Origin of the sequence: Paenibacillus sinensis (assembly GCF_019904155.1) — a bacterium.
GTDB classification, from domain to species: Bacteria; Bacillota; Bacilli; order Paenibacillales; family Paenibacillaceae; genus Paenibacillus_AQ; species Paenibacillus_AQ sinensis.
Genome location: NZ_JAHCMB010000183.1, coordinates 36,178 through 60,966, shown reverse-complemented (window position 1 = coordinate 60,966; position 24,789 = coordinate 36,178). Strand labels below are relative to the sequence as shown.

The window sequence follows — 24,789 nt, the reverse complement described above, 5'->3', positions numbered from 1 at the left end:
TTCAAATTTGCGTATTGAAATTTTTTTGGAGATTGTTTGCAAGCGTTATCTGAAAGCGTTATCCAAGTGCGTCATTCAAAGCAAGGCATAGCCAGGCTTGTCCTGATGATATGCATAGATGGTTGTACTACACATTATCAAGGGGGATAGTATTATGAAGAGTAAGGGCATCCGTTCCGCATTTTTGCTGTTACTGGCAAGTTCCATGATGATCGCCGGCTGTGGCGGGGGCAATAACAATAAAAACGAAAGCAAGGCATCTGATAGCCCTGCCGCATCGGCGGGAGCATCCGCCGGGGCTTCGGCAGCACCGGCAATGGATACGACACCGATTACATTTTCTTTCTTTGGCGCTGACGCCAGCCCGAACTGGAATAATATGCAGGACGACGTGGGCAAGGAGATCACCAAGAAGACGGGTGTTACGATCAATGCTGAGTACGATGTAGGCAGCGGCGGCGGACAAAGCCGTATCCAGCTCATGGCGGCCAGCGGCGAAGTTCCGGATCTTCTGTTCGGTAAAGCCGAAATCAAATACCTCGTTGACGCGGGCGAACTGCTTGATCTGACCGACCTGATCGACAAATATGCTCCGCATATCAAAAAAATCTTTGGCGACAACATGAACCGTTTGAAGTACAGCAACGACGACCAGGCGATCTACTCCATACCGACCAACATTGGAGTAGACGGCATATCGTTTGATGCCACAGGCGGCTTTGAAATTCAACATCGCGTTCTTGAAGAGCTGGGTTATCCGGAGGTCAAGACCGTTGAAGATTACGAGAAAGTGCTGAAGGAATACGTCGCGAAGCATCCGACGACGGATGGACAGCCGACCATCCCGCTGACACTGAACGCGGACGACTGGAAAATCATGATCACGGTCACCAATCCTGCCTTCATTACAACCGGGGCTCCTGATGACGGCGAATACTATGTCGATCCGAAGACGTACAACGCTCAGCTGCACTACAAACGCCCGGAAGAGAAAGAATACTTCCGCTGGCTGAACAAAATGTTCAACGAAGGCCTTCTCGACAAAGACACCTTCGTTCAGAAGGACGACCAATACAAGGCTAAAATCGCAAGCGGACGTGTTCTTGGACTGATCTCCCAGGAATGGGAGTACCAAGAAGCTGAAAATGCGCTGAAATCTGCCGGCAAGAACGAATACACCTATGCGCACTTCCCGGTAACACTGTCCTCCGAATACAAGGATCATGAACTGCAGAGTGCAGGTGTAGACGGCGCCGGAATCAGCATCAGCAAGAACTGCAAGGACCCGGTTCGCGCTATCCAGTTCCTCGACTGGCTCGCATCCGACGAAGGTCAGGTTCTGACTAACTGGGGTATTGAAGGCAAGCAGTATACCGTTGACGCAGACGGCAAGCGTACGATCCCTGCCGACGTGCTGAATAAGAAAGTCAATGACAACTCCAGCTTCGCCAAGGAGACCGGTATCGGCCTGTACACCGCTTTCGCTCCGCACTATGGCGATGGCGTGAAGGATTCGACGGACAACTACTATACGACCAATTTCCCTGAACAGATTGTGGCCAGCTATTCCGATGCCGAGAAGAAATCTCTGGCTGCTTACAAGGCAACAACCTGGAAGGACCTGTTCCCAAGCGAGAAAGACTTCCCGGCTAAAGAGTGGGGCGCTCTGTACAACATGGCTGTTCCGACTGACGGCGACTATCAAGTGATTTACCAAAAAACGCAGGATATTATCCGCAAACGCATTCCGGAAGCCATCCTGTCCAAGCAGGCTGACTTCGATAAAGTGTACGACAGCTTCATCGCCGAGCTGAACAAAGCGGGCGCCGAAGATATGGAAGCTCAATATACCGAAATGGTTAAGAAAAGAGTGGAACTGTTTACCGGCAAAACGCTGTAATCGGCTGATCGCACTTGATAGAATAATAGCATAACCGCAACAGACCCCGACATTATGTCAGGGTCTTTGCGCATTCTTGCGGATCTGTCCGCCGGCAAAGGAGAGCAGACGGAACAATGGACGAAACGAAGAAGGACTCCATCTGGAAATTAATCTATGAACGCCCTGCGGAGGTCTGGGAAGAGGCCTTGCCGCTCGGCAACGGAAGCTTCGGGGCGATGGTGTTCGGCGGAGCGGCGAAGGAACACTTGCAGCTCAATGAGGATACGCTGTGGTCGGGCTTTCCCCGGGACACGAACAATTATGAAGCGATCCGCTATTTGAAGCGGGCGCGCGAGCTTGTCTTCGCAGGCAAATACGCCGAAGCGCAGGAGCTTGTCAACGCGCGCATGCTGGGAGTCAACTGCCAGGCCTATATGCCTCTCGGCGATTTGTATATCGAAATGGACAATGCTGCGGAAGGCGCCGATTATCGGCGTGAGCTGGATCTGGATAGCGGCATCGCCCGCATAACTGCAGAAGCCGGTGGCTTCCCTTGTGCCCGGGAGATGTTCGTGAGCACTCCGGACGGCGTATGCGTCGTTCGTGTACAGGGACATAAGGGGAGTCTGAACGCCTCGGTCAGCCTGGACAGCGCTCTGTGCCATGTCATTCTCCCGGCCTCGGACGGAAGCCTAATGATGAAAGGACGCTGCCCGTCCAATATCGCCGACAACTACTTTGGCGATCATCCCGTTTCGGTGCTGTACGAAGATGGACTCGGCATGACCTTCGAGCTGTATGTGAAGGCGCTGGCCGAAGGCGGAAGCATCTCTATCGAAGATGGCGCCATTAAGATCACCGGGGCCGACAGCTTCACACTGCTGCTTGCGGCGGATACGAATTACGGGGAGCTGAAGAACAGGGCCGCCCATTTCGCGGCGGATTCTGAAGCTTCCGATGGATCGGCCGGGAAAGACCGCAGCGCGATTGAGCGGATTCTCGCGGTGGAAGCTCTTGCCTATGACGAGCTTCGCAGCCGGCATACCGCCGATCACCGGAAGCTGTTCCGGCGGGTCGATCTGGACCTCGGCGGCTTGGAGGCGGCCGGGCGGCCGACTGACCAGCGGCTCGCCGCTTACCGCGAAGGCGCCGAAGATCCGGCGCTTGAGGCGCTCCTCTTTCAGTACGGCCGCTACCTTCTGATGGGCAGCTCCCGTCCGGGCACCCAGGCTGCCAATCTTCAGGGCATCTGGAATGATAAGATTCAGCCGCCGTGGAACAGCGACTATACAACCAATATCAACACACAGATGAACTATTGGCATGCGGAGGTGTGCAATCTCGCCGAATGCCATGAGCCGCTGATCGGCCTTATTAAGGAAACGAGCCGAACGGGTGCAAGAACAGCGGCTATTCATTACGGCGCGCGCGGCTGGACGGCTCACCACAATATTGACCTGTGGCGGATGTCCAATCCGACAGGCGGAGACTCCAGCTGGGCCTTCTGGCCGCTGGGCGGCGTCTGGCTGTGCCGGCATCTGTGGGAGCACTACACCTTCAATCCGTCGGAAGGCTTTCTGAGGGAGACGGCTTACCCGCTGATGAAGGGAGCGGCTCTGTTCTGCCTGGATTGGCTGGTAGAATCGCCGGACGGCTACCTGGTTACCAATCCCTCGACATCGCCGGAGAACCGGTTCCTGGCTGAAGACGGCCAGCCCTGCTGCATCTCTGCGGGCTCGACGATGGATATGTCGCTGATCCGCGAGCTTCTGGCAAGCTGCGCCGAGGCTGCGGACATCCTGGGCGTCGATGAGGATTTCCGTGAGCAGCTGCATGCGGCGTCAGCCCGGCTTGCTCCTTTCCGAGTCGGCCATGACGGGCGTCTTCAGGAATGGTCCGAGGAATTTGCCGAGGCGGAGCCAGGGCATCGCCACGTCTCCCATCTGTATGGCTTGTATCCGGGCAGCCTGATCAATGACAGAGACACGCCCGAGCTTGTGGAAGCAAGCCGCAGATCGCTGGAGCACCGGATTGCCAGTGGCGGCGGCCATACCGGCTGGAGCTGCGCCTGGCTCATTAATCTGCATGCCCGGCTGGCTGAGGGCGAAGGCGCGTACCGCTTCGTCCGGACGCTGCTGACTCGCTCGGTGTATCCGAACCTGTTCGATGCTCACCCGCCTTTCCAGATCGACGGCAATTTCGGAGCTTCCGCGGGCATTGCCGAAATGCTGCTGCAGAGCCATTTGGGCGAAATCCATCTGCTGCCGGCACTCCCGGGCGCCTGGAAGAACGGCAGCGTCAAGGGTCTGAAAGCCCGGGGCGGATATACGGTGGATATCGAGTGGCAGAGCGGCGAGCTGGTATCTGCGCGAATCGCCGCTTCACAGGATGGCGTGCTTCGACTGCGCTATGACAGCGGGCTGGAGATTATGGTATCCGGCGGCACAAAGCCGTTGACGGACGGTCATTTGCTGGAAGCGAAGGCGGGCGAGGTTTTTCTCGTTACGGTTCAGCAGAAGGGATAAGTTCTCTTTGGCGTCGGGCGTTTTCATCCGTTAACCGCGCATTGGCGCGGGCTTCTATTTCCCGGTATACACTCATAGTCTAAAGGATGCCTTAAGAGGTATCCCCTGGGCCTATACAACCGGGAAGCCTTGAAAAGATGTTCTTTTTCTGAAAATTTGGCGCTCAAGTCGTATTGGAAATGAACCAGGAGACATGTAATATATGGTACAAGGCTAGAGGGCCTATATTACATATGCGGTGCTGCAAAATTGAACCAGGAAGGCTGAAAACGGATGGGAAAGATGACGAAGGCCATATTGCTCGGCATGCTGGCTGCGGCTGCCGTTCCACAGGCCGTATACTGGGGGATGGATTATGCTTATGCTGCAACGAATAGTGCGGCCATACGCTCCGTCAGCGATATGACCCAGCGGCTTACGGCAGCGATTGCCAGTCGCAAGGAGAATATCTCTTTTACTTATCAGGGCAGAACCGCCGGCTTGAAATCTCAAATCCAATCTGCGCTGGACAAGGCGATAACCGGAGACCCTTATGTGAATTACATAGTGGACAGCTACAGCTTCTCGTTCCGGGGAGGCGCCAATTCGGCCGCCGTAAGCGTGACGATTGCGTACCGGGAGACGCTTCAGCAGACCGCTTATGTGGATGAGAGGGTCAAGGCGATTAACAAACAGATTATCAAGCCGGGAATGACAGGGGACGAGAAAGTGAAGGCCATTCATGATTGGGTGGTTCTTCATCTGAAATACGATACGACTTATACCCGTTACACGGCTTATGAAGGGCTGAAGAGCGGAAGCACGGTCTGCCAGGGCTATGCGCTCTTGACCTATAAGCTGCTGAAAAACGCCGGCATTCCGAACAAAATAGTGGAAGGAACGGCCTGGCAGAACGGCTCCGGGATATCACATGCCTGGAATCTCGTTCAATTGGGAGGCCGCTGGTATCATCTGGACACGACCTGGGACGATCCGGTTCCCGACCGAAGCGGGAAGGTCAGCACGAACTACTACCTCCTAACCGACAGCGAGATGCGGCGCGATCATACCTGGACGAAGGCTTATCCCGCCGCGTCGGTAAAATATGCGGATGTGCTGAACGGCCTTGCCTCTTCGGGAGGAAGCAAGGTGGCCGTCTACCGGAAGCTGCAGCAAGAACTGCATTATAACGTGTACGAAGATGGCGGGGCTGTAAGCACACCGGCGGAGCTGACGGCGTTGGCCCGGCAGGCCAGGAGCAGCGGCAAGAGCTCTTTGCTCTTCCGGTACGGAGGCAGCGAGAGCCGCCTTGTCGGCGATCTTCAGACGCTGTACGGAGAAGGCTTTGACAATCTGCGGTACAGGACTTCTTCTCAGGATGGCACGCGGAGTTTGAAAGTGGAATTGTACTGGTAGTAGGCTGCCGGGGTGCAGGGGATTTTGGTGATTCTATTTATTTGGTGAAACACAAACGCCTTGCTTGGGCCGTGGGCCTGGGCAAGGCGTGTTTATGTTGTGTTGTTTAAGCTGTGCTGCTTCGCAACGAATGGCGGTTGATGATCTGCTCAGGGTTCGGTTATCGCTCATTAAGATAAGCGCGAATGACAATGTCCTGATCATGATTGCCAAATCCGGCACCATAAAGCGTTAATCCTCCTACATGTTCGGCCTGCTCTTCAACCGAGAAGCGAATCGTCCAGAAAGGCTCACTGAGCTTGAGATCCGCGATGGTCATATTCGACATCCGATCTCCGTCTATAGAGGTTCCCAAATCGTCAATACGAATGGTCTTCAATAATCCGTATTGATTCACGTTTCGATGCCACCAATCCGGAGTATATCTGCCGCGAGCCGCCCTGCCGAAATCGGCAGGACTCGTCCATGTTCCAAGTTTAACTCCGTTAAACATGAAGGTAATATCCGAAGGACAATGATCTTTTAAGCCTGGAGCTTCGGAAGCGATTTCCATTGAAATTTCGATGGCGCACACCGTTTGATCGGGAGGCAAATAGTTGGGCATTTTGTACTCTACATAACCCCGGCCGAACCAAAGGATGGAAGCTTGGACGCGCTCGGGATCGAGGAAATAACGCGGATCATCCCAAACCCCGATTTCTTTCTCACGGGTACCGATTCCGCAGGTAGGATATACTTCAAAAGCCGTGTAATGACCAACGGAGATGGATTGTTCTCTTATTCTGTTGCTTCTTTTAGCTGATGGCAGCTCGATCTCGATGTCATCTTGTTCGAGGTGACATATTTTGTGCGTTCCTCCGTTACGGCGTACTCTGCGGCTGCCAATGAGTTTCGCTTGTTCGAGCTTTCGGACGTGCATGGTAACGATGGAGGGACTGAGCTCCAGCTTAGCCGCTATTTCTTTCACGCTCATTTCTTTCAGAGCAAGCAAATCCATAATTCTCCATCTGACTTCACTTGCGAGCGCTTCATACAACACCATGTATTGGAGTTCTCCGTTTGCTTTGATCATACGCATTATCACCTGACCCAAATATTGAACTTGTTGAAATCACATTTATATTAATTTAATAAATATTGCGCTGAGGTTCAACCTTATTCTATTGAATCGAATTGGGCTTAGGTGTTTAATTTTCTTAGCAGATACTAATCGAATAGGATTCATAGATTTGTGAATTTATAATGAGGTGAAAAGAATGAAATACCAAAATCCGGTCATTAAAGGCTTTTACCCGGACCCAAGCGTTTGCAGAGCAGGCGATTCCTATTATCTGATCTGCAGCTCCTTTCAATATTTCCCCGGCGTCCCGATCTTTGAAAGCAAAGATTTAATTAACTGGCAGCAGATTGGCCATTGTCTTACAAGATCAAGCCAGGTTCAGCTCGAAAAGGTAAACAGCTCGGGAGGGGTATTCGCTCCAACCCTTCGTCACCACAACGGACGTTTCTACATGACAACTACAAATGATACGACTCGTCAAAACTTCTATGTGTGGACGGACGATATTTACGGCGAATGGTCAGAACCGATTTTCGTTGATCAAGGCGGAATTGATCCGGACTTATATTTTGAAGACCACAGAACGTATTTCATGAGCAACGGCTCTGACGATTTCGGAGTGGCGGGGATCGTTCAATGCGAAATTGATATTAATACCGGAGAAAAGCTGACGCCAAGCCGCATGATCTGGCAAGGTTCAGGCGGGCGTTATCTGGAAAGCCCTCATATGTATAAAATAAACGGCTTGTATTATCTGCTTGCTGCGGAAGGTGGAACCGAATATGGCCACATGGAAACCTACGCCCGGGGAGCTTCCGTGTCTGGTCCTTTCGAGGCTTATCCTCATAATCCGGTCTTAACGAACCGGAACTTGGGCGGCTATGAGCTGCAGGGCGTGGGGCATGGGGATCTGGTTCAAGACCATCAAGGAAATTGGTGGTTATTCCACCTGGGATTCCGGCAAATTGGGCAGTGGCAGACGTATCACCATCTTGGCCGCGAAGTGTTTTTAACCCCCGTTACTTTTGATGAGAGCGGCTGGTTTACGGCTGGTCATCATGGCACTTCCCTAATCGCTTTTGAGACGGATCGGATTCCGGAGAGCGTCATTCAAGCGGAGAAGCGGTCTTTTACTTTTGAAAATACGGAATGGGACAAAGACTGGTGCTATCTCAGACATCCTCATCTGCAAAATTATTTATTTGGGTCTAACAAACTGACACTTAAGGGGACGGAAATCTCCCTGGATCAACCAGACTCTCCGACCTTTATAGGTATTCGTCAGAAAGACTTCAAGGCAATCATTTCCTGTGAAGTAAGTCTTGCACTAGGAGAGGCCGGCATTACCCTCTATATGGACGAACAGCACCATTACGATTTAGCGGTTGTCAAAGGCATGAACGGATATAAGGTGATCGAGCGCCTTAACATCGGGGATATTAAATCCGTTCAAAATGAGATTGAATTGGGAGACGACAACCAGGCAACATTGGTAATACGGGCGTCAAATGAAGTGTATACCTTCCTTCTTCATACCGGCGGCAAGGAAATAACCTTGGGCACAGCTCAAACCAGATACCTTTCCTCCGAGGTTGCCGGTGGTTTTACTGGTGTAATCATCGGTTTATATGCTTATGGTGAAGGCGCTTCGGCCGTGTTCTCAAAATTCAAATGCGAGTATCTGTGAAGCTCACCTAACGAACCGGGGTATATAAAAATCGAGGACTCAAGCCGCGAGTGAACAAAAACGCAAAACAGCGATCCTCCAATAACCGGAAGATCGCTGTTTTGCTGCCATTTATAGACATTTCCGCGGCTTCTACAAGCTACGGCAACTTCGTATCAGATTGCACGGAGAGGCCGCTTTAGCTCCGGCGGCGTTCCGCCATCTGCTGCCAGACAGTACCGGCCGCCTCTTCGCCGGATTCGATCCGCTCCAGCGCCATCCGGGCCTGAAGGCCGACCTCGAATTCGGGGTCGTTCACCGCCGCTTCCAGTGCGTCACGGGCTTCTGCCGTGCCGACCTCATACAGGAAGCGCGCGGCCCGCCAGCGGACGATCTTGCTGCCGTCCTTCAGCGCCTCGGTCATGACCGGCGTCGCGGCGGGATCACCGATGTCGGAGAGGGTGTCTCCGGCTGTCCGGCGGACTGCCGGTGCGCTGTCCTCCATCGCTTCGTAGAGCAGCTGCATCGCTTCAGGTGTCCGGAGGTCGCCGAGATAGACGACGGCGAGACGGCGGATCTGCAGCTTCGGGTCTCTTAGCGCCCGGGATATCTCGGGCAGCAGCTGGGGCGAGGGCGTCAGATCGTCGAGGGCGGCGTAGCGGACGCGCCAGTCGTCGCTGGCGAGGTCCTGCAGCAGCTCCTCCTGCGACCGCTTGCTGCGCTCCTCGACGAATTCGCCCTCGGAGCGGCCGTGCGCAATCGCCTGTCGCACCAGCGAGTCCAGCCGTTCCTGCGGATAGGCGGCCTCGAGTTCTTGCTCGACCTCGCGGGCGATATCCACGGGCTCGCCATAGCGGACGCCGTAATCGGTGAGCTTGCGCTCTTTGATCATAACGGCGCTTGCCACATCGGTCACGGCTTCGGTGAACCGCTGCGACAGCGCGATGCGCTCCTCGTGGGCGCCGGCCTTCACGCGGATTTGCATCGGGATGGCGCGGAACATCTGCACGAACACCTGCGCCTCCCCGTAATGGGCGCCGGCGTTCTCGTCCGTCAGGCTCCAGTCCTGCCCGCCTGACTCTCCGCCGCCGAAGCGGGACTGGACTTCGCGGAGTATTGCGGCCCAGTCCGCCGAGGACTTCCGCTCCAGCGCGGCGAAGTCCGCGGTGTGGAAGACGCCCGCAACGCCAGGGATCGTCAGCATTTCCCGCGCCCAGGAAGGGGCGGATCGCAGCGTCTCGGGGGTATAGGTTCTGCGCAGGCCCGCTTCAAGCGTCTCGTCCAGATGAAGCTTCATTGTATTCGGGCTTGGCGTAGGTTCAATAAATGTAATTTTCATGCCGGTTTGGCCTCCTTGTCGCGTGCGGCGGCTACCGGCGAAGTCTCCGGTGCCGCCCGCGCCGTATCTTGGGTCTCCTGCGGCCGGTTCCGGCCGGGGAAGGCTGTATCCGCATTTTACCTTAAATTTAATTGAAATTACAAAACAGCGAGAACACGAGAGAACTGAGGGGAGCAATTGGCAGGCGCGTGTGGTGTGTGGGTCCCGCTCTCCAAGAGGAACCGTTCCGCCGAATCTGCTAGAATGAAATCATTCGAACTCAAGGACTGGCGTAAGGAGAGAAGGAGCATGCCGAAAATCCGTTACCGGAACATGGGCAATGTCAAGGTGGACAAGACGTTCAAAGAGCTTCGCGAGTGGCGGGGGGAACGCCGCCGGAAGAAGAAGGACTTCTCTTTTGCCGTTCCCGGTGTAACGCCGCGCGTGGACTATTTGATGAACAACCGCCGGGAGACGACGATTACCTGGATCGGACATTCCACGTTTTTTATCCAATATGAAGGACTTAATATTATTACGGACCCTGTCTGGGCGGAACGCATGGGCTTCGAACGGAGGCTGGCGCCGCCGGGAATGCGAATCGGGGAGGTGCCGCCGATCGATCTCATCTTAATCTCCCATTCCCACTATGATCATATGCATCTGCCTTCCATCCGCAGGCTGTACCGGGCGGAGACGAAGCTGATCGTGCCTGCCGGATTGAAGCGCAAAATGATCCGCAAAGGCTTCCGGAACTGTATGGAAATGCAGTGGTGGGAGAGTGTGGACATCGGCCGGTTGAAGCTCTCGTTCGTGCCGGCGCAGCACTGGACGCGGCGCACGCCGTTCGACACGGACACATCGCATTGGGGCGGTTATATTCTGGAGCCGGGGAATCCCGGAGATCGTATGGAGCAGGGAGGCGAAGGGGAGCAGCTGCTGCCTCATTTGTACTTTGCGGGGGACAGCGGATATTTTCCGGGCTTCAAGGAGATTGGACGGCGGTTCCAAATCGATGTCGCCCTGATGCCGATCGGCGCGTATGAGCCGGAATGGTTCATGGCCTTACAGCATGTGAACCCGGAGGAAGCCGTGCAGGCGTTTCTCGATGTGGGAGCGGAGACGATGATCCCAATGCACTACGGCTCGTTCCGTCTTGCGGACGATACGGCGCAGGAGGCGCTGGACCGGATGGAGGCGGCACGGGCCTTGCGGGGAATCGCGGAGGAGCGGATCAAAGTGCTGGGGAACGGCGAGACGCTTGTCATTCCTCCCGTGGACGCGAAGCATAAGAAGGTGGACGCGAGCTTGCCCGCCTGGTAACGTTGCAGAAGGAGATCAGCCGCATTATCAGCAAATGCTGCCTGTAATCTCCGCCATTGCGCCTTAATGCGGACGAAATCAGCCCATTTGCGGCACGCGCGGGCGGTTTTGTGCTATAATATGCCGGAAACCTAAGTGTAAAGGATGGTATGAATACATGATCAGTACAAGCGGCGTGACTCTCCGTTACGGAAAACGCGCACTTTTTGAAGATGTAAATATAAAGTTCACTCCCGGGAACTGCTACGGTCTGATCGGAGCCAACGGCGCCGGCAAATCGACGTTCCTGAAAATTCTGTCCGGCGAAATCGAGGCTAACACCGGCGACGTGCATATTACGCCAGGCGAGCGCATGGCCGTCCTGAAGCAGAACCATTTCGAGTACGACGAGTATCCGGTGCTTGAGACGGTTATCATGGGCCACACTCGCCTGTATGACATCATGAAGGAGAAGGATGCGCTGTACGCCAAGTCCGATTTCTCCGAGGAAGACGGCCTGCGCGCCGGGGAGCTGGAAGGCGAATTCGCCGAGCTGAACGGCTGGGACGCCGAGCCGGATGCCGCAGCGCTGCTGATCGGTCTTGGCATTCCGCGCGAACTCCATGACAAGAAAATGGCGGAGCTTAGCGGCAACGAGAAGGTCCGCGTCCTGCTTGCCCAGGCGCTGTTCGGCCGCCCGAACAACCTGCTGCTTGACGAACCTACCAACCACTTGGACCTCGAATCGATCCAGTGGCTGGAGAACTTCCTGATGGACTACGAAGGCACTGTCATCGTCGTATCCCATGACCGTCACTTCCTGAACAAGGTGTGCACGCATATTGCGGACATCGATTTTGGCAAAATCCAGATGTACGTCGGCAACTACGACTTCTGGTACGAATCCAGCCAGCTCGCGCTTCAGCTGCAGCGGGAATCGAACAAGAAGAAGGAAGAGAAGATCAAGGAGCTGCAGGCGTTCATTCAGCGCTTCTCCGCGAACGCTTCGAAATCGAAGCAGGCGACTTCCCGCAAGAAGCAGCTGGATAAGATTACGCTTGACGATATCCGTCCGTCGAACCGCAAATACCCGTTCCTGAACTTCAAACCGGAGCGTGAAGCGGGCAAGCAGCTGCTTACCGTCACCGGCCTGACGAAATCGCTGGAAGGCGAGAAGGTGCTGGACGAAGTGGGCTTTGTCGTGAACAAGGGCGACAAGATCGCACTGGTCGGACCAAACGGGCTGCCCAAATCGACGCTGTTCGATGTCATCATGGGTGAGGCTGAAGCTGAATCCGGCGAATACAGCTGGGGCGTCACGACCAGCCAGGCTTATTTCCCGAAAGACAACTCGAACTACTTCGACGGCGTGGATCTGAATCTCGTGGAATGGCTGCGCCAGTACTCGAAGGATCAGGATGAGACCTTCCTGCGCGGCTTCCTGGGCCGCATGCTGTTCTCCGGCGAAGAAGCGCTGAAGAAAGCAAGCGTATTGTCCGGGGGCGAGAAGGTGCGCTGTATGCTGGCCAAAATGATGCTGAACGGCGCGAACGTGCTCGTGTTCGACGAGCCGACGAACCATTTGGACCTCGAGTCCATTACCGCGCTGAACAACGGACTGATCGATTTCGACGGCACGATCCTGTTCACATCGCATGACCATCAGTTCATCCAGACGATTGCGAACCGGATTATCGAAATTACGCCGAACGGCATTATCGACCGCTCCATGAGCTATGACGAATATCTGGAGTCGGACGAAATCAAGGAGCTCCGCCAGCGGATGTATCCGGTTGAAGTGTAAGATTCGTAATTAGCCTATAGGTTAAAAAGAGCGCCCCGCAGCCATTCTGCGGGGCGCTCTTGTCTATGAGGGGGCCGAGGGCAGCCGGATCGCAGCCCCGGTCAACGCAGCCTAGTCAATGATCCTCGGCCAAATGAAAATCGGCGGTCCGGATCAGCCGGGCGGGTGGCCGAGAGGCGGCAGCCCCGGCCTAAACACCGGCCCCCCGGCCGTAGTGCCAGCCCCCGCCCTAAACATCGATCCCCCAGCCGCAGCGCCAGCCCCCGCCCTAAACATCGGTTCCCCGGCCACAGCGCCAGCCCCACCCTAAACCCCGGCCCCCAGCCGCAGCGCCAGCTCCGGCGAAAACCCCGGTCCCCCAGCCGTATTGCCAACCCCCGTCCTAAACCCGGGCCCCTAGCCCGCTTTAAGGAAGCACCCTCGCGATAACCCGGGCGATCGAGGAATCCGCTTCGATATTCAGCGGAAGGGCGATCACTTCAAAGCGGGAGACGCCTTGAAGACGGTCCAGATGAGCCAGGTTCTCGATAATCGGAACCCGGCTGCGGAAGAAGATGGAGTGGACGGCAAAAGGATATTTATCCGGCGAAGGAGTATCCATGCCGACCATCTTGACGGATTTGCGGACGAGCAGCTCGGCAAGCTCCGGTGCCATGACCGGGTAATCGCTGAAATATCCGGGCTCTCCGAACAGACGGCTGTGGCCGCTGTGCAGAAGTACGATTGCGCCCGGCTTAACCAGCGTCTCGTACTCGGGAAGACAGGGAATGACGCCGTCTTCCCCGGGCCGGACATCCAGCAGCACTCCTTCGCCGATAAAAGTGTCCGGGGGGTATTCGTTGATGTATGCCGTACAGTCCGTCAAGTGCATATGGCCGTCGATATGTGTGCCCGCGTGCATGTTGATCGTCAGCAGATGGTTGTTATACCCGTTCACGGTGAATACGGCGGAACGCTCCAGCTTCGTCTTACGGTCTCCCGGGTAGACCGGAAGCCCGTCATGAATCGGATGGGACAGATCGATAATCATGTCTATCGCTCCCTTCAGTGACCGGAGCCTTCAGCGTCCGGTCTTCAATAAAAAACGGAGCCTTCCGGCTGCATTCGAACTGGGAATGCGGCGTCCGGAGAAAGCCCCGTTGTGGTTCCGTTATAGGGAAGCCCGGTCTTCAGGACCCGCCGGTGCGGCGGCGCTGGTTGTTCGGCTTCTTGTTGTTCTGGGTCTTGAAGGTTTTGGCGGCTCCGGCATTGAAGGCCCCCGGCTTGGAGCCGTTCTGCTGCTTCTTCTGCTCGAGCTTGGCCCGGATGGCGTCAGCCAGATTAACTTTGGGTTTATCACTGCTTTCGGTCATATCGATCCTCCTTGAAGCTTGTCATGAGCTTATTTTATAGCTTTTTGAAAACGCCGACAAGAAGCAAGTCCGAAGGTCCCGGCACCAACCATTTGCCTAACCCCAGTTTCCAGAATTAACTGCCGGTCATGACCTAAAAGCTGGCAGCAATTATAAAATAAAGGAGAAATCATGACCATAGACCTGTCCGTTTACCATGAATTGGCATATGGATTTGTGAGATTTGGTGCATGTTCCCATTTTCCCGGGGGCCTATAATGAGGGCAGAAAACAATAACGGCGGCGCCACCCTTGTTGATTTTCTCATCATAGCTTACTAACCGGGGGAACGGTATGAACAAACGATCGAAGCAGCTTTTTGCCGCGTTGTTTTTTTCGGCTGCCCTGTTTACGGCAGCATCACCGGTCGGGACCGGGTCTGCCCAGGCGGCCTCAGCTTCCGCATCATCCTTAACGGGCGTTATTGAATCGACAGTCCGGCTCCGCAGCGAGCCCTCCGTCAGCAAAGGCACGGTTCTTGGCTATTTGAGAAAAGGCGATTCCGTGGCCATTCTGGAGAAGAGCAACTCTTATTTCTACAAAGTCCGCACCGCGGACGGCGACATCGGTTATGTCAGCTCTCAGGATCAATATATTTCGGTTTCCCGGACCTCGCCACCGGCTCCCGCGCCCTCGCAGGAACCGCCGGCCTCGTCAACGATTGAGACGGTTATAGCAAGAGGCATGAGCTATCTCGGAACGCCGTATGAATACGGCTCCAGCCGCAGCGATACCTCGACCTTCGATTGCTCGGACTTTGTCCGGCAGGCTTATCTGGAAGGTGCGAATATCAAGCTGCCGGCGGACTCCAGACAGCAGGGAGCATGGGTCCGCTCGAACAGCACGGCCGTAACCGATGTTTCGAAGCTCAAGCGGGGAGACCTGATGTTCTTTATGAGCTACCGGGGAAGCTCAGCTTCGGCTTACGCCGGAATCGACAAATCCGCACAGACGATCACCCACGTGGCGATTTATCTGGGCGATGGCCAGATTCTGCATACGTACTCGGCCTCTTCCGGAGGCGTTCGGGTCGATCAATTAAGCGCTTCTTGGATGAACCGGTTTATGTTCGGAGGATCGGTCATCCGCTGATCATAGAGTTACCAATAGCAGAAAGAAGCGATTGCAGTACGGTTTGTGACGGGTGCAGTTTGCGGGGAAAAGGGGATGTCCACTGCCGTTTGAGGCAGGAAGGATATCCCCTTTTTCTGTGTCCGGACATACGCATCGCGGCAAAAAGGACGCAAGGCGGTGATCCCTTGGTCTGGAGGCGGTTCCAACCCCAATGAGACCGCCTCCGCAATTAACCGTATTAAGCTATGGCATCAAGACCTCGGCAGGGTTCGGGACCATCACCCAGGCCAGGCCCAGCCAGGTGTATACCTCTCTCCATTCATTGCCATAAGCGTCTGTGGCGATTTCTCCCGTCGTATCGACCGTCTGCGGAGCGAGTACGCCGGCCTTCAGCATGATGGAGCCATTGGTGAAATAGAACGGGGTGTCGCCGGTCAGAACGATCACCGGCGTAGCGGGAACGACATCGGCTGGTGTAATGACCGGCTCCGAATAGGTGCTGGTTGTGACCGTCTCAGGGGCTGCAGTTGCGGTTCCCGGGTCATCGGCGGCGGAAGCGGTAGCTCCGAGCGAAGCGGCGAGACCGATGGCGGTGGCGATGCTGACGATTCTTTTCAATTGCAATTCCTCCTTGAATTTGGTGTGCACGACCGATCTGGTTGATGTGCCGGTAATTCAGTATCCTAGTAAACCCAAATAACGCTCATGAACCAGAGGCTTATTTTTTCATTCGACAGGCATTCGGACGCAGTCTGGCGAAATGATGTATAGGACGGCGCGAGCAGCCGCCGCAGAAAGTTCACAATGCAGGGAAAGGATCGAAGCGTAAATGGAATCGAAAGTAGCGCGTAACAAACGGGGCAGTGCGCTGCTGCGGCTTCTTGTCGGCCTGGTGGTGGTGGTGCTTCTGGCAGGTGCTGGTCTGGTATGGTATGCGGCCCCGCAGAAGAAGCTCGACCTGGCATATACCCCGGTCGATTTTGGACCGAAGCTGCTGCAGATGGCGAAGAACCACAGTCCGGTGCTGACGCTGAGCGAAGAAGAATTGAATCAGCTGTGCAAGAAGGGGCTGAACGACTACATAGCCGAACATCCGTCCACTTTTGTCCGGATAACAGGATCGGAATTTGCCCAGAACGGGAACCGGCTGACGGCGGATATTACGGGGAAGGCGGGACCGCTTCCCTTTGGAGCAACCATCGGCATGCTGATGGAGGTAACTCCCGGAGGCGGAGGCGTGCTGACGCTGCATCATGAATATACCGAGATTAGAGGACGGGAGCTGCCATCCGGGCTTCTGTCTCTGCCCGATATCAGTGTTCCGCTGAGGGAACATATGCCGTTCATGGTGGAGGTTAAGAGCATGAAGCTGCTGGACAGCGGAATCAGCGTTTCTTTTGATGTGGACTGGAGCAATCTGCTGAATCTGCTGCTGAAATTGAAATAAGCCCGAAGACCCCTTCATAAGGTGGAGGTTTTCCGGGCATGCTTCATGTTTTTTTAAGTGGGCATAGGCCCAATCTTTCCAAGTACCGCATACACTTACAATGACCGGGATTCGCGTCCCGTGAAGAGGAAGACAGCGAAGAGGGCCTGTGCTTTTTTACCGCCGTATGTAGGACTTGAAACAGGGCTTGCGGCGGATGGAATAAGGGCTTGACAGCCCGACTGCGTGTTGTTTCGGCCCGTAAATCAAGGGGTAACTAGACAATATTAAGGCAGGCCGCAGGCGCCAGACAATTTGAACCGGAGGGAGTTTGCCATATATGATTATCAGCCTTAGCGTCGCACTTATTGCTGTTGCATTCGCCGTTCTTGTTATTTTTCTGATCAAAACTCTGAATGCCGCCAAGGGATCTCTTGAGAAGGTAAGCCAGACGCTTCAGGAGGTCCAGAAGACGGTTGACGAATTGACCTATGAGGTGAAGACCACTGTCCGGCACGCCAATGATCTAACGGCTGACGTTCAGGGCAAGATCGAGAAGATCGATCCGATTATGGACTCGGTCAAGAACCTGGGAGAGGTGCTCGCCGAGCTTACCCTGACTTTCAAGCAGGTATCGGTTACCGGTATCGAGAAATTTCGCAAGACCCGGGAGCTGAAGGAGAAGGCGGAACATGTGTCCGTTGACAGCACCAAGCCAAGCCCGGCGGAGGAGCGAACGGTTAATTCCTATGACGCAGTCTACAGCAGCGGCAAAAAGGGGAAGACGGCGGTTGTGCTGAAGGGCGTAGACGTGGCTGCGGTGCTGTGGCAGAAATTTCGCACGAACAAGCCGGCCGGTAAATAACAGGGACTTCATGCAGGCGGCGATCATGCGCTTTTTTAAAATTTCAGAAGGAGGAGATTGTCATGAAAGTACTTATTGTATTGCTGGTGCTCTTCTCTCCTTTTGCTGCGCAGAGCGCGCCTGCTCCAAGCGCCTTGTCCGTTCCGGCAGATTACGCTCTCCATACGGCTTCCGCGCAGGCCGTGCGGACCGTGGAGGACCGTTATATCCGCACATTCGATTCCCTGGCTGGTGTTCCCTTGTACGCGACCACGAATGAGCTGATCGAGCTGAAAGGCCAGCCGCTCGCAATCGTGCCGGACCCCTGGGAGGATTCCCTGGAATTTCGTTACGCGGATATGTCGGCCGGAATCACCGCCGGTGCAGTATCGTATATACATGTCAGTCCGGAGCAGGTTTCGGCTTACGGCCTGAAGCTGAACGGAAGGGAGATCGATCCGCTGCGGGATACGCTGAAGGACACGCTTGGGTCGCCGGATTTCGCTGCCGAGGACGGGGATGTCTACATGCGGGGCCATATGGCGCTTAAAGTGTATGTTGACCGGCAGACCGGCCAATGGCGGGGGATCGATTTGTTCGACGATTATTCGGACTGATGCGATGTTTCAGCGGCTGCGGTATAGGGTTAATAACAGGATGATTGTCACATTGCCGTCCTTGTCCCCATGAAAATGGCAAAGGAGAGTGAAATCATGGATTCTATCGGAGCCCAGGCATATGCCAAAATCCTGGAAAATGGCGTGCAGGCGATTGAAGAAGTGAAACGGCTGCTGGACAGCGGATATACGAGGGAAGACATCTACGTTATTAGTCATGATCAGGACCGGGAAGACCGCATCGTGGAGGCTGCCGGCGCAAGTGAGGTCGGCTTGAGCGAGGAAGGACTGTTCGGCACGCTTGCGAATATGTTTCGTTCACGGGGAGACGAGCTCCGCTCCCAAATCTCTTCTCTTGGATTCAGCGAAGCGGAGGCCGATTTCTATGAGCAAGAGCTTGATTTGGGCAAAGTGCTCGTCATCGCCAAGAGGAGATCGTCGTGAGATAGCAGAATATGCTCCGGAAAGGTTCATAGTCCAATAACGTAACCTCCAGAACCACGTGTCAGTGGGGCTGGAGGTTACTTTGTTGGGGGTCATTACATATTGGGCGGCTCCGGAGCAGGAAATAACAGATCAGGTCAGGCAGATGTTGTGGATAGCGAACCCCTGGCGGATTGTCGTATCATGGAAGAAGCGGTTTCTTTCGTAACCAGTCGAAAAATGAATTCAGGCGAGGTGGAGGCATGAAGATTCTTGTCGTTGACGATAACCCTACCAATATTATTATAATCCGGGAGATTCTGAAGAAAGAGGATTACCGGAACGTAATTACGGCGGCTTCCGCCATAGAAATGCTGGAAATACTCGGAGTCGGCCGGAACAACAGCGAGCTCAGACCGAAGCATCCGGATGTTGATCTGATTCTCCTGGACATGATGATGCCTGAGATGGACGGGATCGAAGCCTGCCGGATTATTCAGCGGTATGAGAAGCTGAGGGACATCCCCATCATTATGGTAACTGCGGTTGGCGACTCGAAGAAGCTGGCCGAAGCCCTTGATGTGGGCGCGGTCGATTATGTTACCAAGCCGATCAACAAAGTGGAGCTGATGGCGAGAATTCGTCTCGCACTCCGGTTAAAGGCCGAGAAGGATTGGCATAAGGAAAGGGACCAGCGCATTCAGTACGAGCTTAAGCTGGCGGCGCTCGTTCAGAATGCGGTGCTCAGCCTGCCTCTGGAGGAAGAATTGTTCGAGGTCCACGCCATTTATCAGCCTTCATTCGAGTTGGCCGGCGATCTGTACGCGTGGTACGCGCTCGGGGATGGGCGATACGGTGTCATTCTGCTGGACATGATGGGACACGGCATTTCCTCCTCTCTCTTCTGCATGTTCATCGCCTCCGTGCTGAAGGATACGGTAACTACGTATGTGGAGCCAGAGAAGGTGATACAGGAGCTTAACCGCCGTTTCAATCAGCTGTATATCGAGAAGCAGCTGATCCAGTATTATTTTACGGCGATTTATATGGTGATCGATACGAAGCTGCAGCGCATCGACTATGTCAATGCCGGACATCCGCCCGCGCTGCTCTTTGACGGCAATTCCGCAGAGCCTGTGCTGCTGGAGAGCAACTGCCATCCGGTCGGTCTGTTCGACCGCATCGAGGCCGCCCCCCAAAACCTGACCTACGAGGATGACGGGCATCTTGTCATGTACACCGACGGCCTGCTCGAAATGGTCAGCGGCGACCAGTCTGAGCAGTTGAACTTTCTAATAGACCAGATGAGCACCGGACATGTATGGGAGGAAGAGCGGATGAGAGCCGTGTTCTTCAATGAGCAGGCGCCCGGTGAACGCGATGATGATAAGTGTCTGGTGTGGATCTCACTGAAGAAGGGAAAGCGATAATCCATGAAGATTAAGGCGAAGCTGCTGATCGGCTTTCTGACGCTGCTGCTAATAGCGCTGAGCCTGACGCTGATCGGATATGACAGGCTTAACAGGATGAACGGTCAGATGGAGGGGATTTACCAGGACCGTTATCAGAAGATTCTCGCATCCTCCGGGATGCGCGGAGAAGTGAACGGCATGGCCCGCATCCTGACCAATGTAATGCTGAATCCCGATTCCAATCTGGCGATTCAGAGCAATGAGATCAGGCAGAGCAAAATCCGCGCCGATCAATTCGCCGCTCAGATGAAGGCTCTTAAGCAGACTGTTGAAGAGGAGCAAATGTTCACGGTGATCGAGGAGGCAGCGTCGGCTTATTACTCCTATCAGGACCGGGTGCTGAGTCTGCTTGAAGACGGAAATCTGGCGACGGCCAATGCCTTCCGTCAGCAGACGGGGATCTCGGTCCAGAATGAAGTGATATCCAGCCTGAATAATCTGGCCGAGTTCGAGAATTTGAAAATCAACGAAGAAATAAACACGGCCAAGAGCGCCTATCAGCAGTCGATCCAGATTGTCATCGCCGTTATGGTGGCGGGGCTTCTGCTGGGGCTTGGCATTATTCTGTGGGTGCTGCCGAGCATTAGCAAAGGGCTTAATACCGTATCCCGGATGGTGGCCAGTCTGGGAGACGGCAGAATGGGCGATTTGCAGAGCATCAGCTACGCCTCGAATGACGAATTCGGCAGCGTCGTCCGCGCGTTTCAGATTATGGCCGGGGATCTGGAGGAGAGGCAGGAGAAGGAAGCGGCCTACATCAAGGAGCAGCAGGATCATGCCTGGCTGAACGCCAACGTTGCGCGTACCACGGAGCTGTTGCGCGGTGTCAATTCCCTGGGCGAGATATCCCAGACCTTCATCAGCGAGTTCACGCCTGTGGTCGGCGCGCAGTTCGGCGCCGTCTATCTGCGGGAGAAGAACAATCCGAACCGCTTCGAGATCAAGGGCGCATATGCCTTTGACGAGAGCAAGCCGAAGAGCGGATTCGAGCTCGGAAGCGGGCTAGTGGGCCAATGCGCGCTGGACAAGAAGCCGGTTCTTCTGCAGGAGACACCGGATACCTATTTCAACGTCGCATCGGGCTACGGCTCCGGCCGCCCTGGATACATCGCCTTGTACCCGCTGCTGTTTGAGGATGAAGTGCTGGGGATAATCGAATTCGCCTCGTTCAAGCCCTTCCCGGAACTCCATTATGAGTTAATGGAACAACTGGCTCTCAATATGGCTGCTATCGTCAACAATATTACTCACCGGCTGGCTGTGGAAGAACTGCTCCGGGAGTCGCAGGCGCTCACGGAAGAGCTGCAGTGCCAGTCCGAGGAGCTTCAGACCCAGCAGGAGGAGCTGCGCCGCTCCAATGAGAATCTGGAGGAGCAGACGGACGCCCTGAGACGCTCTGAGGAGCTGCTGCAGCGCCAGCAGGAGGAGCTTGAGCATTACAACAGCGAACTGGTGGACAAGACCCGCTCCCTGGAGGAGCAGATTCAACTGGTTGAGGAGAAGAAGGACGAAATCGAGGAAGCGCGAAGCCAGCTTGAGAAGCAGGCTTCGCAGCTTGCGGCTGCAAGCAAATACAAATCCGAGTTTATGGCGAACATGTCGCATGAACTGCGTACTCCGCTGAACAGCCTGCTTATTCTGTCCCAGCTGCTGGCCGAGAACAAGGATGGCAATCTGATGGAGAAGCAGGTGGAATTCGCCCATACCATCTATACCTCCGGAGCCGATCTGCTGAAGATGATCGACGAAATTCTGGATCTGTCCAAGGTCGATGCCGGCAAGATGTTGCTGAACCGCGACAAGGTGGCGCTCACGGATCTGAAATCATTCGTGAAGCATAACTTCGCGCCGCTGGCCCAGAAGAAGGGCATTGCGCTTCGCCTGTCCTTCAACGAGCCGCTGCCGGATACGATTGTGGTTGACGGGTACCGGCTGAAGCAGGTGCTCCGCAACCTGCTGTCCAATGCCTTCAAATTCACAAGCAAGGGCCATGTGGAGTTCTCGGTCAGCCGGGCCGAGGAGAAGCAGCTGCCGGTGTACCTGCCGCTTGACCGCGAATATTTGGCTATCGCGGTCAAAGACACCGGCATCGGCATACCGGAAGACAAGACGGACCTCGTATTCGAGGCCTTCCGGCAGGCCGACGGCACAACGAGCCGCAAATACGGCGGCACGGGCCTGGGGCTGTCCATCAGCCGGGAGCTATCCCAGGTGATGGGGGGCGGCATTGTGCTGGAATCGGAGGAAGGCACGGGGAGCGTGTTCACGCTCTTCCTGCCGACCTTTGCCGATTACAGCCAGCTGCCGGGCCTGGCGGCGGCGGGAGAGGCTGCGGCCGGCGGCGAGGCTGCCAAGGCCGAGGCGCTGCCCGAACCGGCGGAGGTGAAGGCTCTGCCGGCACCTGAGGCCGAGGCGCCGTTCGCGGACGACCGCGATAATCTGGGGCCGAGCGACAAGGTGCTGCTCATCATCGAGGATGACCGGAAGTTCGCGGACATTCTGCTTGATATGGCGCACAGCCGGGGCTTCAAGACCCTGGTGGCGCTGCGGGGGGATACCGGTCTCTCAATGGCCAAATCCTATCTGCCGGATGCGGTCATTCTGGACATCCAGCTGCCCGTCATGGACGGCTGGGCGATTCTGCGGGAGCTTAAGGGAGAGGCGAGTACCCGGCATATTCCGGTTCACGTCATCTCGATTAATGAAGAAGTGAATCAGGGCCTGATGATGGGGGCGTTCGCCTATCTGAGGAAGCCTTCCGGCAAGGAAGCGCTGGAACGGGCCTTCACCCGGATTGAGGCCTATACGGAAAGCACGCTGAAGCATCTTCTGATCGTCGAGGATGATGATATCCAGCGGCGGTCCATTATGGAGCTGATCGGATACGACGATGTGGCGATAACAGCCGTCTCCACTGGAGGCGAGGCTCTGAGTGAGCTCCGCAAGCGCAAATACGACTGCATGGTGCTCGATTTGATGCTTGGCGACATGGACGGCTTTGAGCTGCTTGATCATATCCGGGACGATGAGGAGCTGGGTGACCTGCCGATTATCATTTACACCGGCAAGGATCTAGACATCAAGGAGGAAACCAGACTCCGCAAATACGCGGAATCGATCATCATCAAGGATGTCCGGTCGCCGGAGCGCCTGCTGGACGAGACGACGCTGTTCCTCCACAGGGTGGAGGCGAACCTGCCGGAGGACAAGCGGAAAATCCTGCGGAAGCTTCATAATAAGGAAGAATTGTTCGTAGGGAAGAAGATTCTGCTCGTCGATGACGATATCCGCAACGTCTTCGCGCTCTCCAGTGTGCTTGAGGGTTATCGGATGGAGGTTAAATTCGCCGAGAATGGCAGGGAAGCGCTGGAAGCGCTGGCGGAGAACCCGGACTTCGATCTGGTGCTTATGGATATGATGATGCCGGAGATGGATGGATTCGAGACAATGCGGAAGATCCGCGAAATGCCGCAGTTCGCCAAGCTTCCGATTATCGCCCTCACCGCCAAGGCCATGAAGGAAGACCGGTTCAAGTGCATTGAAGCCGGGGCTTCGGACTATTTGAAGAAGCCTATCGATACCGACCAGCTTCTTTCATTAATGCGGGTGTGGTTGTATTCGTAGCGGGTAAAACGGGGTAATAGTCATAAAGACAGAATTTATCGCCGCAAGCCAATGAGCGGCGTACGCAAGGGAGCATCGATTGCCATGACGCCGTCAGAGGAAGGGAAATACGAGTTGTCCCTTGCCGGACCAAGCAAAAATGAACTGGAAGACATCGAGGTCGAGCTGCTGCTCACCGGAATTCACCGCCTGTACGGCTATGATTTCCGGAATTACGCGCTTCCTTCACTGAAGAGGCGCATCTGGCATCATGTACATGCGGAGAACTTGCAGAGCATCTCCGCCTTACAGGAGAGGGTGCTGTACGACAGGGCCTGCTTCGAACGGCTGATCTACAACCTGTCCATTCCGGTAACGGAAATGTTCCGGGACCCCAGCCTGTTCCTGACGTTCCGGCAGAAGGTGATCCCTTTGCTGCGGACCTATCCTTATATCCGGATCTGGCATGCCGGCTGCTCGACGGGCGAGGAAGTCTATTCCATGGCCATATTGCTTCATGAGGAGGGCCTCTACGATAAGGCCCGAATCTACGCCACGGACATGAACAACCGTTCGCTGCAGCAGGCCAAAGAAGGGGTATATGAGATCAGCAAGATGAAGAAGTACACGCAAAATTATCTGGAGGCAGGCGGCAAGCATGCCTTCTCGGAATACTATACGGCCAAATACAACTCGGTTATCTTCCAGCCGTTTCTTCGCAAGAATATGATTTTTGCGGAGCATAACCTGGCAACCGATACTTCGTTCAACGAATTTAATGTCATATTTTGCCGAAACGTGATGATTTATTTTAATGATGAGCTCCGGGATCATGTTCACGGGTTGTTCTGCGAGAGTCTCAGCCGCTTCGGAGTGCTTGTTCTCGGAGCCAAGGAATCCATTCATTTTACCAGGTACAGCGATAACTACGAGCCCCTGGACAGAGTGGAGAAAATCTATCGTAAAGTCAAATGAGGTTTAGGAGGG

At 55.0% G+C, this 24,789-nt stretch carries 19 protein-coding genes; 14 read left to right on the top strand and 5 right to left on the bottom strand.

Annotated features, from left to right (window positions below):
• The first annotated feature begins 154 nt into the window (after positions 1–154).
• The 3 genes from KIH86_RS20630 to KIH86_RS20620 all read left to right on the top strand — a co-directional run bounded on the left by KIH86_RS20630 (position 155) and on the right by KIH86_RS20620 (position 5,802).
• Positions 155–1,900, top strand: coding sequence for an ABC transporter substrate-binding protein (locus KIH86_RS20630; protein ID WP_223080699.1), 1,746 nt, complete (start codon positions 155–157; stop codon positions 1,898–1,900).
• 116 nt (positions 1,901–2,016) lie between these two features.
• The gene (locus KIH86_RS20625; RefSeq protein ID WP_223080700.1) at positions 2,017–4,407 is read left to right on the top strand and encodes a glycoside hydrolase family 95 protein; all 2,391 of its coding nucleotides are present in this window, start codon (positions 2,017–2,019) and stop codon (positions 4,405–4,407) included.
• A gap of 273 nt (positions 4,408–4,680) precedes the next feature.
• Positions 4,681–5,802, top strand: a complete 1,122-nt coding sequence (locus KIH86_RS20620) for a transglutaminase domain-containing protein (RefSeq protein WP_223080701.1) — start codon at positions 4,681–4,683, stop codon at positions 5,800–5,802.
• A gap of 160 nt (positions 5,803–5,962) precedes the next feature.
• Here the strand turns inward: KIH86_RS20620 and KIH86_RS20615 are convergent, their stop codons facing one another.
• Positions 5,963–6,874, bottom strand: coding sequence for an ArsR/SmtB family transcription factor (locus KIH86_RS20615; protein WP_223080702.1), 912 nt, complete (start codon positions 6,872–6,874; stop codon positions 5,963–5,965).
• Between the two features lie 184 nt (positions 6,875–7,058).
• Here KIH86_RS20615 and KIH86_RS20610 point away from each other — a divergent pair, with 184 nt between their 5' ends.
• Positions 7,059–8,549: a glycoside hydrolase family 43 protein gene (locus KIH86_RS20610; protein ID WP_223080703.1), complete on the top strand. Its 1,491-nt coding sequence runs from the start codon at positions 7,059–7,061 to the stop codon at positions 8,547–8,549.
• 178 nt (positions 8,550–8,727) lie between these two features.
• On the opposite strand, the gene KIH86_RS20605 is transcribed toward KIH86_RS20610, so the two are convergent.
• Positions 8,728–9,867: a virulence factor gene (locus tag KIH86_RS20605; protein WP_223080704.1), complete on the bottom strand. Its 1,140-nt coding sequence runs from the start codon at positions 9,865–9,867 to the stop codon at positions 8,728–8,730.
• 288 nt (positions 9,868–10,155) lie between these two features.
• On the opposite strand from KIH86_RS20605, the gene KIH86_RS20600 reads away from it, so the two are divergent.
• Both KIH86_RS20600 and KIH86_RS20595 read left to right on the top strand, forming a co-directional pair.
• A complete protein-coding gene (locus KIH86_RS20600) occupies positions 10,156–11,169 on the top strand; it encodes an MBL fold metallo-hydrolase (protein ID WP_223080705.1) in 1,014 nt (337 codons plus the stop codon).
• 157 nt (positions 11,170–11,326) lie between these two features.
• Positions 11,327–12,952: an ABC-F family ATP-binding cassette domain-containing protein gene (locus KIH86_RS20595; protein ID WP_223080706.1), complete on the top strand. Its 1,626-nt coding sequence runs from the start codon at positions 11,327–11,329 to the stop codon at positions 12,950–12,952.
• A gap of 406 nt (positions 12,953–13,358) precedes the next feature.
• Here the strand turns inward: KIH86_RS20595 and KIH86_RS20590 are convergent, their stop codons facing one another.
• Both KIH86_RS20590 and KIH86_RS20585 read right to left on the bottom strand, forming a co-directional pair.
• Positions 13,359–13,982, bottom strand: coding sequence for a cyclase family protein (locus KIH86_RS20590; RefSeq protein WP_223080707.1), 624 nt, complete (start codon positions 13,980–13,982; stop codon positions 13,359–13,361).
• A gap of 139 nt (positions 13,983–14,121) precedes the next feature.
• Positions 14,122–14,304 (bottom strand): hypothetical protein, encoded by a 183-nt coding sequence (locus KIH86_RS20585; RefSeq protein ID WP_223080708.1) that lies wholly within the window; start codon positions 14,302–14,304, stop codon positions 14,122–14,124.
• A 333-nt stretch (positions 14,305–14,637) separates the two neighbouring features.
• Here KIH86_RS20585 and KIH86_RS20580 point away from each other — a divergent pair, with 333 nt between their 5' ends.
• Positions 14,638–15,435: a C40 family peptidase gene (locus KIH86_RS20580; RefSeq protein ID WP_223080709.1), complete on the top strand. Its 798-nt coding sequence runs from the start codon at positions 14,638–14,640 to the stop codon at positions 15,433–15,435.
• A 225-nt stretch (positions 15,436–15,660) separates the two neighbouring features.
• Here the strand turns inward: KIH86_RS20580 and KIH86_RS20575 are convergent, their stop codons facing one another.
• Positions 15,661–16,035 (bottom strand): hypothetical protein, encoded by a 375-nt coding sequence (locus KIH86_RS20575; protein ID WP_223080710.1) that lies wholly within the window; start codon positions 16,033–16,035, stop codon positions 15,661–15,663.
• Between the two features lie 211 nt (positions 16,036–16,246).
• On the opposite strand from KIH86_RS20575, the gene KIH86_RS20570 reads away from it, so the two are divergent.
• The 7 genes from KIH86_RS20570 (at position 16,247) to KIH86_RS20540 (ending at position 24,777) form a co-directional block, all read left to right on the top strand.
• Positions 16,247–16,864, top strand: a complete 618-nt coding sequence (locus KIH86_RS20570; RefSeq protein ID WP_223080711.1) for a hypothetical protein — start codon at positions 16,247–16,249, stop codon at positions 16,862–16,864.
• 319 nt (positions 16,865–17,183) lie between these two features.
• Positions 17,184–17,708: a DUF948 domain-containing protein gene (locus KIH86_RS20565; RefSeq protein WP_223080712.1), complete on the top strand. Its 525-nt coding sequence runs from the start codon at positions 17,184–17,186 to the stop codon at positions 17,706–17,708.
• Positions 17,709–17,770: 62 nt separating this feature from the next.
• The gene (locus KIH86_RS20560; RefSeq protein WP_223080713.1) at positions 17,771–18,304 is read left to right on the top strand and encodes a hypothetical protein; all 534 of its coding nucleotides are present in this window, start codon (positions 17,771–17,773) and stop codon (positions 18,302–18,304) included.
• Between the two features lie 96 nt (positions 18,305–18,400).
• Positions 18,401–18,748: a general stress protein gene (locus KIH86_RS20555; protein WP_223080714.1), complete on the top strand. Its 348-nt coding sequence runs from the start codon at positions 18,401–18,403 to the stop codon at positions 18,746–18,748.
• Between the two features lie 242 nt (positions 18,749–18,990).
• Entirely contained in the window at positions 18,991–20,157 is a 1,167-nt protein-coding gene (locus KIH86_RS20550) for a PP2C family protein-serine/threonine phosphatase (RefSeq protein WP_223080715.1), read from the top strand.
• A 3-nt stretch (positions 20,158–20,160) separates the two neighbouring features.
• Positions 20,161–23,823 carry a response regulator gene (locus tag KIH86_RS20545; RefSeq protein WP_223080716.1) on the top strand — a complete coding sequence of 1,221 codons (3,663 nt, stop codon included), beginning with the start codon at positions 20,161–20,163 and terminating at the stop codon, positions 23,821–23,823.
• 84 nt (positions 23,824–23,907) lie between these two features.
• The gene (locus tag KIH86_RS20540; protein WP_223080717.1) at positions 23,908–24,777 is read left to right on the top strand and encodes a CheR family methyltransferase; all 870 of its coding nucleotides are present in this window, start codon (positions 23,908–23,910) and stop codon (positions 24,775–24,777) included.
• Positions 24,778–24,789: the final 12 nt, after the last annotated feature.